Here is a 14,688-nt window from a genome sequence, read left to right as displayed (position 1 = left end):
ACGTTTCAGCCCCCTATGAGAGGAAATGGATTCAGCGAATAATTTCTGGTGGATCGATCCCGAGGCTCGCGATCTCGCGCTTCCCGCGAAAACAGGTCGCATCGTCGACAGAATACTCAAAGGTATCACGATATCAGGTCAGCACGACAAAGCCGCCGCCGATCGGCGTGGCCTTGGCGCCGAAGACCTCCTGAAACTGAGTCAAAACGGCATCGAGACGGTCGAGCTTGAAGCGTGCCGATACTCTGCGCTCGCCGAGAGCCGCATTCATCAGGATGATCCGGCCGGCGCGATAGCGGTTGACCTCCTCGATGACACGCGCCAACGGCTCATCCTGAAAGATCAGAAGTCCATCGCGCCAGGCGGCCACGACTTCGGGGGCAACCGCGGCAATTGGTCCGAGATCGTGCGCGGCATAGATGATCTGCTCACGCGGCCGGAGGATCGCGGTGCGTCCACTGCAATCGACCTTGACCATCCCGGCAAGACACGCCACGCGCACCTCGGCGCCATCGCAACGCACGGTGAACTGTGCATTGCTCGCAGCGACCTGCCCCGCTGCGGCATGCACGACCACCGGGCGCTGTCCGGCCGACACCGCGGCTTCGCCGGCGACCAGCTCGATTTTGTCGGCTGTCTCTGTTTGCTCGCGCACGTTCAGGCTCGTCCGCGTGTTGAGCTCGATCGAAACCCGATCCGCAAGCTCGATCTTGCGTTGCTCGCCGGTTCCAGTGCGGTAATCCGCCGCCAATTCGCTGAGCGCGGGCCACAATTCGAGGGGTGGCCGGACGACCATGATGCCCGCGACGGCCGCCGCCGAAGCGGCCAATGTGCCGCCCAGAAACGCACGGCGTCCGATCGGCCGGCTGATACCCGGAATTCGGATTGTTGCAGCCTTGTCTACCGCATGCGCTGACGCCTCCAACGGCGAGCCGAGCATGCCCCACAACTGGCAGGCTTGCGCATAGGCTTGCGCGTGAAGCGGACTTTCCGCACGCCAGCGTTCGAGCGCGCGTAGATCAGCTTCCGTCACCTTCCCGGTGGAAAGATGGACGACCCAGTCCTTGGCCTGGCGTCGCAATGCTTCATGCGGGACGGACCGTTCGTCCATCGTCATCGCCGGATATCCATTCACCGTCCATCATCCCGCTTTGGGGGCGCCGGTATGGGTGGAAGGTGGTTTGCCTTATCTATAGACGTTTGTGATGAGCCCGACAGGAAACGATTTGTCGTATCTTTTTCAAGCTGGGCTTCGCAAAGGTCGAGCGCGCGACGCAATTCTATGCGCACCATGCGCGCCGTGATGCCGAATCGGTCCGCAATGTCCTGCTGAGACTGTCCCCGGAGCCGTGCGGCGATCAGGATTTCACGCGTGCGCTCAGGCAGGGCGTCGATTGCGGTCTGCAGTGCTTTCAGCTGGAGGCGCGCTTCAGCCTCACGCTGCGGCCCGGGCGCCGGATCAGGAATTTCAAGGGCGGCTTGCACGTCGGCACGGCGCGCGCGCCTCGTCTCCATACGGCGACGATCTGTCGCGATATTGACCGCCGTGCGCATAACATAACCGGTTGGGCTCTGGATGGAGGCGGCTTCATCCTGGCGATGGAGCTGCAGCCATGTCTCGTTCAGGCTTTCGCTGGCGAGTTCTTCCGAGCCCAAGCGGCGCGTCAGACGCGCGCGAAATTCGTCGTATCGATTGGCGAGCAGATCACGAAGCGCCGCCCAAGTCGTGTTGCCCATTGGCCCGCCCGGTACTCAGGACTGCGCCAGCGAACGCTTGCTTTGAAATCTTCGCAAATTCAAGCGTCTGGCCCAAACCCGAGCGTGTCGGAAAGTAGAGGAAAATTCTGGTAACAAGGGAATGTAACAGTTAGACAACACTGCACCCGGCGGTGTCCGCGCACCGTATCGGGCAAATGGCGGGTTCAGCGCCCGCCACTGCACTCCGGAGACTGCAGTGGCGAACGGGGCACGATCGTGAGCGTGACCGGTTGCGTCATGCCGGCTGGCGGAAAGACAGCGATCCGCACGTTCTGCAATTGTGCGATCAATGCTTCGTCACGATGCGCATTGCCGGTTGAGCCGAGCAAGGACGCACGCTGCAGAACACCGGCAGGCGTGATCCAGAGCTGCAAAGCCATCCGATAGCCGCCTGGCTGCGTATCGGTGTTCCCACACAGAGCGCCGAGAACCCCTGTCTGCAACGCGCCAAGAAATCTCGCGTCCGGGGCAACGAGAGCGGCGCTGCCAGGCTGTTCGCGGAGCGCCGGCGCGATCGTAATGGCATCTACATCGGTCCTGCGGCCGACAAGGCCAGTGCCAGCCAACAGGACCCGCAACGCACTCTCCTGGGCGAACGAACCTTTGATTGCCGCCGAGGTCTTGCCCGCGGCCAGGGCCGTCTCATAGAGAACCTGCACGCCGGTTATTGCCCCATATGCGCTGAGCGCCGCCGCAAGCGGTTGCGACGGAATATCAAAGACCACCTCCTCGCCGCCTTGCGTGGCCTCGTTCCTCGGCTGGGCGAGCACGCACACGCTGCTCCATGCCAGCAACAATGAGGCGACGAGAACGCAGGCGAGATCCGTCGCTAGTGCAGTTCGACGTACCATTCTTCCATCCGTCTCGTGCGCCAGAGAGCAGTAAATCTCTTTTCGACGGATCTGCCGTCGGAGGGACGTTCCTATTGCCATTCCTTGCACGGCATAACGGAGCCACTAATTGAGAAGCGTACAATTTGCGAGGAAAATCAATACGCATTCCGACAAGACCATCAAACCGACGTTGCACCTACAGTAGTTTTTCTCTTTGTCGGAACAACCGCTTTTTGGCCGAAGATCAGGAAGCTCGACAGAGCCAGGATCCACACCGAGAGTCCTCCATAGAGCATCACCAACCTGAAGCCATGAACCAGTGCGTCTTGCACAGCAGTGTCCGCCGCCGGCAGGGAGTTCAGTTCCGGGAAGTCAGATATATGGGCACTCGCGCCCGCTATCCTTTCTGCAAGACGTTGCAGGCGCGGTGCATCAAGCACTGCAGGAAGCGCGCTCCTCAGCCAGGAGGATATGCCCGCGATCAGGATGAAGCCCATCACGGCGATGTTGATCGCCAGCGAAATCATCCGAGCGCTCATATCGATACCTGACGCCATGCCGGCGCGCGTGCTCGATACCGATGCGGTCGTCGTGTTGGTCACCGGCGTGTTGGTCAGCCCCAGCCCGATCCCCGCAAGCAAACAACCAGGCAGCAGCATCAGCCAACTAGGTTGTTCGACGCCGCTGCCGGCCCACATCAACATGAAGCCAAGGCCGATGACGAAAAGTCCGGTCGGGATGGCGATCCTGGCCCCGAAGCGCAGCAGGATCCGCTCGCCAAATGGTGGCACCACGAGACTCGGCAGCGTGTAGGAGAGCAGCGCCAAGCCGGCCGCGACATTGCCGTAACCGAGCGCGCTTCGGAAGAAAATCGGAAGATAGATCATGAAAGGCCAGAAGCTGAAGTTCATGCCCATCGATCCCAGGAGAGCGCCCGAGAAGGTCCGAACCCGGAAAACGGAGAAGTCGAACATCGGGCGGGTGCTGCGCGTCTCGGCCAGCACGAAGCCTGCGAAACTCAGGACCGCGATTGCAATGATGGCGAAACCTGTCGGGCTCCAAAAGCCCAGGTCGGGCCCTTGTGTGATATAGAAGGCCACGCAGAACACCGACGTCGAGAGCGTCACGATGCCTGCGATATCAAGGTGCTTCGCGTCGGGATCGCGCGATTCTTGCACCCCGGCCGCGGCGAGGACAGTGGTGACCGCGGCGATGACGGCATGGACCAAGAACACCCATTGCCAGTTGGAGATCGCGACGATCGCCGCGCCTATGATCGGACCGAAGCCGAGGCCGATCCCGAAGATGATGCCCCAGGCGGCAAAGGCCCGTGCGCGCTCCGGTCCCTCCCGGAATTGGTGGGAGAGAACGGCGACCTGACAGATCAGCATCGCGCCACCGCTCATGCCCTGAAGAAACCGGCTCACTATGAGAACGAGGGCGTCCTGCGCCAAGGCGCAGATCAGGGAGGCCAGGCCGAAGACGACGATGCTGACGACGAAGACACGCTTTCTGCCGTAACGATCTGCAAGCGTGCCCGTCGCCATCAGTACAGCCGTGACCGCGATCGTATAGGCGTTCATGATCCACTGGAGCTGCTGGAAGTCGGCATGCAGCACCGTCTCCAGCGTCGGCAGAATCGTCGGAACGCTGGAAATCTCCAGCCCGAACATGAGAGACGCGAGGCAGACGGCCGCCAGGGCGACGGTGTTTCGCTGTGTTGCTGAAATCGTCATGACTTTCACCTCCAAGCCTGGTGCCGATCGCTGACATGCAGGCAGGAGGTTCGCTCGATCGAAGAAACTCGGGTCTCGGGTTAGCCGCCCACGTCAGATGCCGAACATAGGGGGCCCTTGACTACAACAAAACCGGATCAATATAGATTTCAGAGACAACAAATTCGGATAATGGAATGCTCTCGCTCGATGTGGATGCCGTAAGAGCTTTCGTGATGGTGGCCGACATGCAGAGCTTCACGCGCGCGGCCGAAGCTCTGGGCACCACGCAGGGTGCAATCAGCGTGAAGCTCAAACGGCTTGAGGATCGCATCGGGCATCGGCTGATCGAGCGGACTCCCCGATCGGTGCGGCCGTCGGCGCAAGGGGCTGCCTTCCTGGAGGGGGCTCGGGAATTTATCGCGGCTCACGAGCGCGCGGTTGCCGGACTCAATGCGCCCCCGAGACACTTTGGCCTCGGCATTGCTGCCCATGTCGCGGGGCCGGAGGTTCCGAACTTGCTGGCGCGGCTCCACGCCCACGATCCGAAGCTGACGATCGAAGTACAGCTCGATAGCTCGCGCAAACTTCTGGACCTGTTCGATCAGGGACGGCTCGATGCCGCGATCATCCAGCGCGAGGACGATCGCCGGGATGGGGAGACGCTGGCACTCGAGCGCTTTGGCTGGTTCGCGGCGCAAGGGTTCGAGCACCGACAGGGAGAGCCGCTGCGCCTGGCTGCGCTGACTCCAACCTGCGGCGTCCGTAACATAGCAACACATGCGCTCGATGCGGCGGGCATAACATGGACCGAAGTGTTTCTTGGGGGCGGTTCTTCCGCTGTCCATGCCGCCGTCGCGGCAGGGCTGGCAATCGCCCCTCTGTCATATCGGATAGCGCCTGCCGGCACTATCGATGTCGGCGAGCGGTTTGGCCTTCCTCCGCTTCCCTCATCCGAAGTGGTGCTCCATTCGTCCTTGACGGACCAGCGGTCGCGGGCAGCCCTAAGGGCGTTGGCGGCGGCGTTCCGAGAGCACCGTGCTCCGTACCGTTGATGCTCTGAAGACTACGATCGCGACCTGGCGCTCGCAAATACCAATGAGGCGCGCTCCTTGCGGCCGCTGTAATACTGTGCCCTCAATCGCCGTAGTCTCAGTAGGCGCGCGCGAAGTCGCCCTCTTGCTTGATGTCGGTGAACACCGGAAAGCGAGCCTTCCAGGGGGTTCCCTTGGCCGTCGTCAGATCGTTGAGACGCTCGAGCACGGCGAGGCCATCCTTGCGCAGGCTGGCAGCGACTGCCGCGCGGTCGGGGAAGTTCTTCAGCACGGCATCGAGCCAGATCGTACGGCCCGCAAGGAATCCACCCGCGCCGGCGGCATAGGCGAAGTCGAGGACGCGCTCGAACTTCTCCGGCGCGGCGCCGCCTGACAGCAGCACCCAGGGGATGCCCCGGTCGCGGCAGATATCGCCGATCGCATCGAACTCCTTCTGCGCGGCCTTCGCCGCAGCGCTGCCGTCGCGGGCGGGCAGACTGTTGGCGGCAAGCGGACTCTCCAACTTCAAGAGATCAACGCCATATTCCGGCTTGGCAAACTCGCGCACGCTCTCGATGACGAGACCGGGAAGCTTGCCCGGCGATTCCACGTAGTCGGCGGTGTGATTGGCACTGCCGAGGAACGGGTACACCAATAGCTCCAGGACATAGGGAATGTCGTGGCGGTCACAATCCTGCCCGACCTCGCGGACAAAGCGCTTCTGATGCTCGTTTACCGCGGGATCGGCATCCGGCCGGTACCACGCCAGCACCTTGACGGCGTCGCCGCCCATGGCGCGGATCTTCTCCACGCTCCAGTTGGTGATCGCCCTCGACTTGCGTCCGCCCGGCGTTTCCTCGACGCGGTGCTCTTCGAGGGTCATGATGAGACCGCAGCGCGGCGGCAGGAGATCGATCGCAGCCGGCACCGCGAAATTCGGATCGAACAGCATCGAGCTGCAATGCGGCGCGAGGTTTTCCACGAGGAGACGCTTCGCCGCCGTGACGTCGGAGTATTCGACCTGGTCCCGCGTAATCCCCTTCGCTTTCGCGATAGCATCGAACAGCGGCGGCCGCTGATCCAGCGCGACCATGCGGAAGTGACCATCTAGGTCAGCCAAACGCGCCAGGCCGCGGTTCTTTCCAATCGTTCTCATGGCTTCGTCCTCATGAATGCAAGACACTCGTTGATGGTGGGGATTCCGTTGCGTCCGCCCGCGTGGCGGCATTTCATCGCAGCCGTCGCTGCCGAAAACGCCATGGCGTCGCGCACATCGAGGCCGACGCCGATCGCAAGCGCATAAGCGCCGTGAAAGACGTCGCCCGCGCCGGTGGTGTCGACGACGTCGACGGCAAAGGCGGCCTGCCGATGCAGGCGGCCGCTCTCGTACCAGCTCACGCCGTCCTCCCCGCGCGTGACCGCGATGGCACGGCAGCCGTAGCGCGCGAGTGCAGCGAGCGATTGATCCTTGGCCGAGCCGGCAAAGGAGGTCAGCGCAGGCTCGGAGAAGATCGCGTGGTCCGTCAGCGGAAGCAACCGCTCGAACACCTTGGCATCGGCCATGTCGCCGTCGAGCACCGTCGGAATGCCTCGCGCGCGGGCTTCGCGAAACAACGTCGCGGCTCCCTCCGTCCAACGCGGATCGGCCAGCACGCAAGATGCGCGTGCGACCGCCTCCAGTGGCAGCCAATCCGCTGCCTCCGGATAGAGGCCGCGGAAATTGACGATCTGTCTCTCTCCGGAGTTGTCGACGATGATCCCGGAGACCGACGAGCGACCATCGGCAAACAGCCGGAAATTCTCGACGTCGACGCCCTCGGCAACGAAGGCCGACCGCATCTCGTGGCCGGCGGCATCATTCCCTGCCCGCCCCCAGAACGCGACCGACGCGCCGAGCCGCGCAACGGTAACCGCGGCATTGGCGGCCATGCCACCGCCGAGGGTCGCGTAGTCCAGGCTCTTGATCTTCTCGCTTCCGCTCGCAAAGAGCCGATCGACACGCCAAACCTGGTCGAGCGCGGACAGACCGAGGCAAATGAGCTGCACATGCCGGGTTCCGGACGCGACGTCCGCCAGCGCTGATAGATTTCCGATGTTCGCTGGCGAGCTCACCGCAAGACCTGTCCGTTGGCTGCGTCGAACAAATGCGTCTTGCCCGGTTGCGGACGGAGGCTGAGGCGATCGCCGACCTTCGGCCGCAGTGACGGATCGACCCGGGCGATGGCGGAGGCGCCGGCGAGATCGAAATGAATCAGCGTATCCGAGCCGAGCGGTTCGACGAGCCTGACGCTTACGGCAATGCCGTCGGTCGTCTCGGCCGCGACGGCAAAATGTTCGGGACGAATGCCAAGGACACCGGTGCCGGCACGCCGCAGCCGGTTTGCCGTTTCGTCGCCTAGCGGCACCACCGTTCCGCCTTGCGAAAGGATCGCGTGCTCCTGTCGCCATTCGACCGGGAAGAAATTCATCGCCGGCGAACCGATGAAGCCGGCCACGAACTGGTTGGCCGGCCGCTCGTAAACCGTCTCCGGCGTGTCGTACTGCTGGATCGTGCCGCTCTGCAGGACCACGATGCGGTCGGCCATGGTCATGGCTTCGATCTGGTCGTGGGTGACGAAGACCATCGTGGTCTTGAGCTCCTGCGACAATGCCTTGATCTCGGCACGCACCTGCCCGCGCAGCTTCGCGTCGAGGTTCGACAGCGGCTCGTCGAACAGAAAGGCCCTGGGATTGCGCACGATCGCGCGGCCCATCGCGACGCGCTGGCGCTGCCCGCCGGACAGCTCTTTCGGCTTGCGATCCAGGTACGGCTCGATGTGCAGCAGCGCCGCCGCGCGCTTCACCCGCGCGTCGATCTCCGCCTTCGGCGTTCCCCGCAACTCCAGCGCAAACGACATGTTGTCGTAGACCCGCATATGCGGATAGAGCGCGTAATCCTGGAACACCATGGCGATGTCGCGCTGCGCGGCCTGCACGCCGTTGACGCGCTTGTCGCCGATGTAGAGGTCTCCGGACGTGATCGGCTCGAGGCCCGCGATGATCCGCAGCAGGGTTGACTTGCCGCAGCCGGATGGGCCGACGAAGACGACGAACTCATGGTCCGCGATCTCCAGATTGAGATCCGGGATCACGGTGAAATTGCCGTAGCGCTTGACGAGATTGCGGATCGAGATCGAGGCCATGATCACTAGTCCAGCGCCAGCACAGGCTTGATGAGCTCGCCCCTGGCGAAGCGCGCGAAATTCTCGGGCAGCGCGGAAAGACCGAACTCCCCATCGACGAGCACGCGATACTCGTCTTTGTACTGCCGCAACAGCGCGATGTTCGGCTCGAAATCCGAGACCGGAAAATAGAAGGTCCGGATCATGTAAAAATCCTTGCGGCGGAACACCTTGCCTTCCTCGATGGTCCAGGGCGCCGCATTTTCGCCGACCAGCACCAGCGCGCCGCGTGGCAACACGAGCTCGATCCCGAGATTGCGTGCCACATGCGCGCCGGAGCACTCCATGATGAGGGCGAAGCGCTTCGACGTCTCGCCGACCGGGTGCGCCTTGGCGCCGAAGGACTGCGCGATCTTCAAGCGCGTCACATTCGGATCTGCGACATAAACCTCGTCGTAGCCAAGGCTGCGGAGCACCAGCACGACTCCCAGTCCGACCGGGCCCGCTCCCATCACCAGAACCGGCCCCGCATCGCTCGGTGGCACGACGCGACTGACAAACCGTACGGCATGACCGGACGTGCCAATCACGTCGAGCAGAAGCGGCGCGAGGCTATCCTCGATGTCATCGGGCACCGGCAGCAGACAGTTTTCCGGCACCGGCACATATTCGGCATAGCCCCCCGGCCTGTTCCAGCCGATCAGGCTTGAGACCTCCAAGCACATTTGCGTATCGCCGCGCTTGCAGGCAGCGCAGTGGCCGCAGTGCAGCGGGATGTAAACGGCGCAGCGGCGGCCATGCAGGCGGTGGCCGGGCTGCTCGACTACGCCAAAGATCTCGTGGCCCGCGGTGAACTCGGCACCCTTGTGCCAGAGCTTGAAGTCCGAACCGCACAGCGCCGTGCGCGAGACCCGCACCAGCACCTCACCTGCCCCGACATCAGGCATCGCCAAACGCTCGATGGTGATGCGCTCGTGGCCATGGAAGACCGCCGCCTGCATGATCGAATTCGGACGTGGTGATACGTTCATGAGATACCTAGCCTTTCACCGCACCGAGCGTCAGCCCGGACACCAGCCAGCGCTGAACGAGAGCCGCCAGCACCAGCGGCGGCAATGCGATCAGCGTCGCCGCGGCCATGAGCGCGCCCCATTGCGTCGAGCCCTCACCGATGAAATTGAAGGCTGCCGCGATCAGCGTCTTGGTGTCGCCGTTTGAGAGCACCAGCGCAAACAGGAAGTAGTTCCACGAGAACACGAAGGCGAGGATCGCCGAGACGGCGATGCCGGAGGCTACCAGAGGCAGCGCGATCCGCCAGAGAATCCGCGTCACGCTGCATCCGTCGACCTGTGCCGCCTCGAAGACGCTGCGCGGGATGGCGTCGAACGACGGCAGCAGGATCCAGATCACGATCGGCAGCGTAATCACCGCGTGGCTGAGGATCAGTGCGGTGTACGAGCCGATCATGCCGACCTGCCGGAACATCACGTACCAGGGCAGCAGGAACAGCGTACCCGGTGCCATGCGTGCCGCGAGCGTCAGGATCGCCGGCCATGAAATCCGCGTCCACGAGACGGCGAAGGCCGCCGGGATACCGAACAACAATCCGAGCGCAGTTGAACCGATGGTGACGATGAGGCTGTTGAGGGCGTAGCTCAGGAACGGCGTGGTTTTCGTGAGCTCGACGTAATTGCTCAGCGTCGGCGTGAATACCAATGTCGGCGGATAGGCCGTCACCTCGAAGGAGGGCTTGAGCGACGACAACACCATCCAGACCGTCGGCGTCATGATGATGATGCCCGCCAGCACGAGCTGCAGCAGGTTGAGGCAGCGGATCCAGCGGTCGGTGGTGGACGCATCCATAATCGCTTCACCTACCAGGCGACCGCGCCGCGCAGGCGGTTGCAGGCGAGCACTGCGCCGAACACGATCGCGGTCAAAGTCAGCATCAGCGCACTGGCATAGCCGATGTTGAAGAACTCGAAGCCGACCCGAAAGCCATAGATGTTGAGCGTGTTCGACGCATTGCCGGGGCCGCCCTGCGTCGTGATGTAGATGATATCGAAGAAGCGCAGCAAATCGACGCTGCGCAGGATCGCCGCAGTGACGATGGTCGGCAACAGCAGCGGCAGCGTGATCCGCTGGAAGGTCTTGAATGCGGACGCGCCGTCGATCTGCGCGGCCTCGTAGACGCTGGGCGGCAGCGACTGCAGTCCGCCAAGCACGATCAACGCCACATAAGGCGTCCACTGCCAGGTATCGATCAGCGCGACGGTCGGAATGACCCAGGTCGGCGACGCCAGCCACTCCGATGGCGGCAGGCCGAGAGATTGCAGGATATAGTTGGCCGCCCCCAACGACGGATCGAGAATGACAAGCCACATCATGCCAGCCACCACCGGCGGCATCATGAAGGGCGAAATGAACAGCGAGCGCACGATGCCCGGCAGGCGCTTGGCATGGAACAGGACCAGCGCCAGCCAGACGCCTAACACGAGTTGCAGCGTCAGCGAGAGCACATAGAGCGCGATGGTCACCCAGAGCCCGTTCCAGAACTCATGGTCGGACACGAGCTTTGCATAGTTCGCCAAGCCCACGAAGGCTTGCTTGCCGGTCGACGAAAAGCTCTGGAAGCCGAGCCACACCGTATAGATCACCGGAAACGCGATCATCGCGACGGTGAAGATCACCGCCGGCGCCGAGAGCGCCGACAGTTCCAGCCTTTGCCGGTCCTGCGTCAATGTCGCAGCCGCGTCCGACATGCCTACATTCCTTGATCCAATGAGGGTCCAGCCGCGTGAAAGCGGCAGGCGTTCTGTGCCGTTACTTCTGCGCGATCAGCGCGTCGAGCGCCTTGTCGGCGTCTGCGCAAGCCTGGTCGACGGTCTTCTGCTTCAGGATCAGATCCTGCACAGCCTGGCCGATGAATTCGCGCGATTCCGGGTTGGCGACGATGGGATAGCCGACCTCGGAAGAGCCCTTCGTTGCGAGCACGTCGAGCGCCGCTTGCCACTCCTTCCGCACCGGCTCCTCGTCGATCCACTTGCGGTATTCAGGATCGTTGGCGACCGACGGCCGCGGCGGCGCAATCCCCTGGAGCGCCATCTTCTTCTGAACGGCCGGGCTCGTCGCCCATTGCACGAAGTACCAGGCCGCATCGGGCTGCTTGCTGTGCGAGGAGACGGCCATGCCCCAACCGATCACGGTCGGCACCTGGCCGGCCTCGCCGGCCGGGAACGGGATCAGGGCGGTATCCTTGAGCCGGGCGCCGCCGTCCATCACGGTACGCAGCTCGTTGGAGGATTCGAACGACATGGCGGCCCGGCCGCCGCGATAGAGCGCCGAAATTTGCTGGAAGCTGTAGTTGACGACGCCGGGCGGGCCGAAGTCGCGCAGCAGCCGGCTGTAGGTGTCGAGCGCCTCCTTGGCCTTGGCCGAGCAGAGGTTCGACTTGCCGCCGGCGATATAGCTGCCGCCGATATTGTGCAGCATGTTGCTGAACGTATAGGCGACGGCCGGCTTCAGCCCGCGCGAGACGAACGGCGTGACCGAGCTGTCGCAAGGCTTGATCTTCGCCGCAGCCGCCTCGACATCCTTGATGGTCTTCGGCGGCTCGAGGCCGCACTTCTTGAAGATGTCGGTACGGTAATAGAAGATCGGCCCTTCGATGTTCATCGGCATGCTGGTCAGCTTGCCGCCAAAGGTCGCCGCCTTGAGCAGGGCCTGGCTCAGTCCGGCCGGATCGTACTCCTTCGCCACGTCGTTCTTCGCCATGGCCGAGAGATCGGCATACCAGCCGGTCGCGGCGAACTGCTCGCCCTCGCGCGACGGCAGCGTCATGAACACGTCGACCTCATCGCTATGCGCGTTCATCACCGTGACCAGGCGCTGGCGCATCTGCTGTTCCTGGTAGCCGTCGACCTTCAAGGTCATGCCGGTCTGCTTTTCGAAATCGGCCTTGTAGGCAAGCAGCGCCTGCGCAACGGGATTGTTGTTGACGAGAAAGGTTACGGTCTTGCCTTGAAATTTCTTCCAGTCGAAATCCGCCGCACGCCCCTCGCTGCTGACAGCGATGACCGCGAGAACCGGCAACGCGACGCGCGCCGCAAACATCCTGGCGTTCATTTGAACTCCTCCCTGACCCGGCTTGTCCGCCCACCCGGCAGCGCCCCTTCTGAAGCGCCTTTCTGAAAACGGTTACATTCTAAGCCTCATCTCACTCCTGTCAAGCAATGGACAATTCGCCCAACGTAGGACATCATTGCAGAAATTTCTCTCTGCCACCCTGAACCACGACTGTAACGTTACATTCATGGATCTGCCGGCCGCCAGATTAGCGAAGCAAGGCATCCGCGCCGTCGCGGCACGAGCCGGCGTGTCGACGGCATCCGTCTCGCGTGCACTCAACAATCCCGACGCGGTGAGTCCGTCCTTGCGTGCGCGCATCGCGCAGGCGATCGAAGCCGTCGGTTACATCCCGCATGCGCCGGCCCGCATCCTGTCGTCGCGACGATCGCGTACGCTTGGCGCAATCGTGCCCACGATCGACAACACCATGTTCGCGCGCGGCATCGCCTCGTTGCAAAAATATCTCTCGTCGGTGGGCTACATGCTGTTCCTCACCACGAGTGGCTATGATCTCGACGTCGAGTTGCAACAGGCGCGCAATCTGATCGGCCGCGGCGTCGATGGCCTCGTGCTTCGCGGCGACTGCCATCACGAAGGGCTGCGCAAGCTGCTTGCCGACAATGCGGTGCCCTTCATCAATGTCGGTATCTATCAGCCGGACCGCCCCTACCCTTGCGTCGGCACCAACAATGAAGCCGCCGCCCATCGTGCCGCAACGCATGTCATCGAGCTTGGCCATCGCAAGATCGGAATAGTGTCCGCGCTCCAGCGCAACAATGACCGCGCCAGCGCGCGCGTTGCCGGCTTTCGCCGCGCGTTGACTGAGGCCGGGCTGGCGCTGCCTTCGCAATGGCATGTCGAGGTGCCCTATACGCTCGACGATGCGCGGGAAGCGGCGCGTTATCTCCTGAGCCTGGAGGACCGGCCCACGGCCGTCGTCTGCGGTAACGACGTCATCGCCTATGGCGTGCTGCTCGAGGCGGAGCGCAGCGGATTTTCGGTGCCGCGTGACCTGTCGGTCGTCGGCTTCGACGATCTCGACTGGAGCCGCCATTTGCGGCCGAGCCTGACCACCATTCACGTTCCAACCGGCGAAACCTGGCAGCGCGCCGGCGAATATCTGGTCCGAAGTCTCGCGGGCGAGCAGACCATCATGCACCACGAGGTCGACTACTCGCTGGTGGTCCGCGAGTCCACGGCGCCGCCTTCAAACCCCTGAAGAATGATGATCCCGATGAACTCCAATTTTGATTTGGCCCCCGGATTCCATGCCGTCGTGATCGGCGGCGTCGGCGATATCGGCGCCGCCATCAGCAACCAGTTCTGCGATCTCGGCGCGACGGTGACCGCAACTGGTGTCAATGACGCCGATCTCGCGCGATCCCTCCTCAAGCCGCGCGCAGGCCTCACGCTCGCGACGCTCGACGTGACCAATGATGCCGAGGTGACGTCCTTCGCCCAGCGACACGCCCGCGTCGATGCGCTGGTCAATTGCGCCGGCATTCTGGCGCGCGACAAGGAATATGAGATCGAGACCTTCATGAAGGTGCTCGATGTCAATCTCACCGGCACGTTCCGGACCTGTTTGGCATTCCGCCCACTGCTGGCGGACAGCAAGGGATCGGTCGTCAACATCGCCTCGATGAACGCCACGCTGGCGCTGCCGCGGATTCCCGCTTATTGCGCTAGCAAGGGCGGCGTCGTGATGCTGACCAAGGCGCTGGCCCTGGCCTGGGCCGAGGACGGCGTTCGTGTCAATGCGGTTGCGCCCGGCTACGTCGAGACAGCGATCAACGCCGCCGGCCGCACCGATCGCGCTCATTATCAGCGCATTGCCGACCGCACTGCTTTCAAGCGATGGGGGCAGCCGGAAGATATTGCCGGTGCAGTCGCCTTCCTCTGCATGCCGGCTTCGCAATATGCGACAGGTACGGTGGTCGCGGTGGACGGCGGGTTTCTTGCGGGATGAGACCACTGAAAGGTAGGGGAATCGCATATGGCCTTAGGGGGTATTGCATAGCGGAGCGAATTGGATTCTTCGGGTGTCTCCCGATTCCCG

14 protein-coding genes are annotated in these 14,688 nt (G+C 63.0%); 3 read left to right on the top strand and 11 right to left on the bottom strand.

The features are described from left to right. Positions 1-133 precede the first annotated feature (133 nt). From AAFX91_RS14355 to AAFX91_RS14340, 4 genes are all read right to left on the bottom strand, one after another. A complete protein-coding gene (locus tag AAFX91_RS14355) occupies positions 134-1,117 on the bottom strand; it encodes a FecR domain-containing protein (RefSeq protein WP_130578572.1) in 984 nt (327 codons plus the stop codon). A 14-nt stretch (positions 1,118-1,131) separates the two neighbouring features. Beyond that, positions 1,132-1,737 carry an RNA polymerase sigma factor gene (locus AAFX91_RS14350; protein ID WP_130578571.1) on the bottom strand — a complete coding sequence of 202 codons (606 nt, stop codon included), beginning with the start codon at positions 1,735-1,737 and terminating at the stop codon, positions 1,132-1,134. A 185-nt stretch (positions 1,738-1,922) separates the two neighbouring features. Continuing rightward, the gene (locus AAFX91_RS14345; protein WP_394566901.1) at positions 1,923-2,528 is read right to left on the bottom strand and encodes a secretin and TonB N-terminal domain-containing protein; all 606 of its coding nucleotides are present in this window, start codon (positions 2,526-2,528) and stop codon (positions 1,923-1,925) included. A gap of 242 nt (positions 2,529-2,770) precedes the next feature. Beyond that, the gene (locus AAFX91_RS14340; RefSeq protein ID WP_130578569.1) at positions 2,771-4,327 is read right to left on the bottom strand and encodes an MFS transporter; all 1,557 of its coding nucleotides are present in this window, start codon (positions 4,325-4,327) and stop codon (positions 2,771-2,773) included. 176 nt (positions 4,328-4,503) lie between these two features. On the opposite strand from AAFX91_RS14340, the gene AAFX91_RS14335 reads away from it, so the two are divergent. Next, the gene (locus AAFX91_RS14335; protein ID WP_130578568.1) at positions 4,504-5,361 is read left to right on the top strand and encodes a LysR family transcriptional regulator; all 858 of its coding nucleotides are present in this window, start codon (positions 4,504-4,506) and stop codon (positions 5,359-5,361) included. 97 nt (positions 5,362-5,458) lie between these two features. Here the strand turns inward: AAFX91_RS14335 and AAFX91_RS14330 are convergent, their stop codons facing one another. From AAFX91_RS14330 to AAFX91_RS14300, 7 genes are all read right to left on the bottom strand, one after another. Continuing rightward, positions 5,459-6,496 carry a tagatose 1,6-diphosphate aldolase gene (locus AAFX91_RS14330; protein ID WP_130578567.1) on the bottom strand — a complete coding sequence of 346 codons (1,038 nt, stop codon included), beginning with the start codon at positions 6,494-6,496 and terminating at the stop codon, positions 5,459-5,461. Then, positions 6,493-7,452 (bottom strand): sugar kinase, encoded by a 960-nt coding sequence (locus AAFX91_RS14325; protein ID WP_394566900.1) that lies wholly within the window; start codon positions 7,450-7,452, stop codon positions 6,493-6,495. The genes AAFX91_RS14330 and AAFX91_RS14325 overlap by 4 nt, the downstream gene beginning before the upstream one ends. Continuing rightward, on the bottom strand, positions 7,449-8,522 hold the full coding sequence (locus tag AAFX91_RS14320) for an ABC transporter ATP-binding protein (protein WP_394566899.1): 1,074 nt from the start codon (positions 8,520-8,522) through the stop codon (positions 7,449-7,451). Before AAFX91_RS14320 ends, AAFX91_RS14325 begins: the two co-directional genes overlap by 4 nt. A 5-nt stretch (positions 8,523-8,527) precedes the next feature. Beyond that, the gene (locus AAFX91_RS14315; RefSeq protein ID WP_394566898.1) at positions 8,528-9,532 is read right to left on the bottom strand and encodes a zinc-binding dehydrogenase; all 1,005 of its coding nucleotides are present in this window, start codon (positions 9,530-9,532) and stop codon (positions 8,528-8,530) included. A 7-nt stretch (positions 9,533-9,539) separates the two neighbouring features. Next, a complete protein-coding gene (locus AAFX91_RS14310) occupies positions 9,540-10,367 on the bottom strand; it encodes a carbohydrate ABC transporter permease (RefSeq protein WP_349016990.1) in 828 nt (275 codons plus the stop codon). Positions 10,368-10,375: 8 nt separating this feature from the next. Next, the gene (locus AAFX91_RS14305) at positions 10,376-11,263 is read right to left on the bottom strand and encodes a carbohydrate ABC transporter permease (protein ID WP_394566897.1); all 888 of its coding nucleotides are present in this window, start codon (positions 11,261-11,263) and stop codon (positions 10,376-10,378) included. 61 nt (positions 11,264-11,324) lie between these two features. Continuing rightward, positions 11,325-12,626, bottom strand: coding sequence for an ABC transporter substrate-binding protein (locus AAFX91_RS14300; RefSeq protein WP_394566896.1), 1,302 nt, complete (start codon positions 12,624-12,626; stop codon positions 11,325-11,327). A gap of 187 nt (positions 12,627-12,813) precedes the next feature. Here AAFX91_RS14300 and AAFX91_RS14295 point away from each other — a divergent pair, with 187 nt between their 5' ends. Next, positions 12,814-13,848: a LacI family DNA-binding transcriptional regulator gene (locus AAFX91_RS14295; protein WP_394566895.1), complete on the top strand. Its 1,035-nt coding sequence runs from the start codon at positions 12,814-12,816 to the stop codon at positions 13,846-13,848. Between the two features lie 15 nt (positions 13,849-13,863). Continuing rightward, positions 13,864-14,598 (top strand): SDR family NAD(P)-dependent oxidoreductase, encoded by a 735-nt coding sequence (locus AAFX91_RS14290; protein ID WP_394566894.1) that lies wholly within the window; start codon positions 13,864-13,866, stop codon positions 14,596-14,598. Positions 14,599-14,688: the final 90 nt, after the last annotated feature.

The sequence above is a fragment of the Bradyrhizobium sp. 31Argb genome (assembly GCF_043638955.1).
Taxonomy (GTDB): domain Bacteria; phylum Pseudomonadota; class Alphaproteobacteria; order Rhizobiales; family Xanthobacteraceae; genus Bradyrhizobium.
This window is presented reverse-complemented; position numbering and strand designations above follow the sequence as displayed.

Coding starts and splice junctions, on each gene's coding strand:
- AAFX91_RS14355 (WP_130578572.1), bottom strand. CDS start 1,117: ATGACGATGGACGAACGGTCCGTCCCGCATGAAGCATTGCGACGCCAG.
- AAFX91_RS14350 (WP_130578571.1), bottom strand. CDS start 1,737: ATGGGCAACACGACTTGGGCGGCGCTTCGTGATCTGCTCGCCAATCGA.
- AAFX91_RS14340 (WP_130578569.1), bottom strand. CDS start 4,327: ATGACGATTTCAGCAACACAGCGAAACACCGTCGCCCTGGCGGCCGTC.
- AAFX91_RS14335 (WP_130578568.1), top strand. CDS start 4,504: ATGCTCTCGCTCGATGTGGATGCCGTAAGAGCTTTCGTGATGGTGGCC.
- AAFX91_RS14330 (WP_130578567.1), bottom strand. CDS start 6,496: ATGAGAACGATTGGAAAGAACCGCGGCCTGGCGCGTTTGGCTGACCTA.
- AAFX91_RS14320 (WP_394566899.1), bottom strand. CDS start 8,522: ATGGCCTCGATCTCGATCCGCAATCTCGTCAAGCGCTACGGCAATTTC.
- AAFX91_RS14315 (WP_394566898.1), bottom strand. CDS start 9,532: ATGAACGTATCACCACGTCCGAATTCGATCATGCAGGCGGCGGTCTTC.
- AAFX91_RS14305 (WP_394566897.1), bottom strand. CDS start 11,263: ATGTCGGACGCGGCTGCGACATTGACGCAGGACCGGCAAAGGCTGGAA.
- AAFX91_RS14300 (WP_394566896.1), bottom strand. CDS start 12,626: ATGAACGCCAGGATGTTTGCGGCGCGCGTCGCGTTGCCGGTTCTCGCG.
- AAFX91_RS14295 (WP_394566895.1), top strand. CDS start 12,814: ATGGATCTGCCGGCCGCCAGATTAGCGAAGCAAGGCATCCGCGCCGTC.
- AAFX91_RS14290 (WP_394566894.1), top strand. CDS start 13,864: ATGAACTCCAATTTTGATTTGGCCCCCGGATTCCATGCCGTCGTGATC.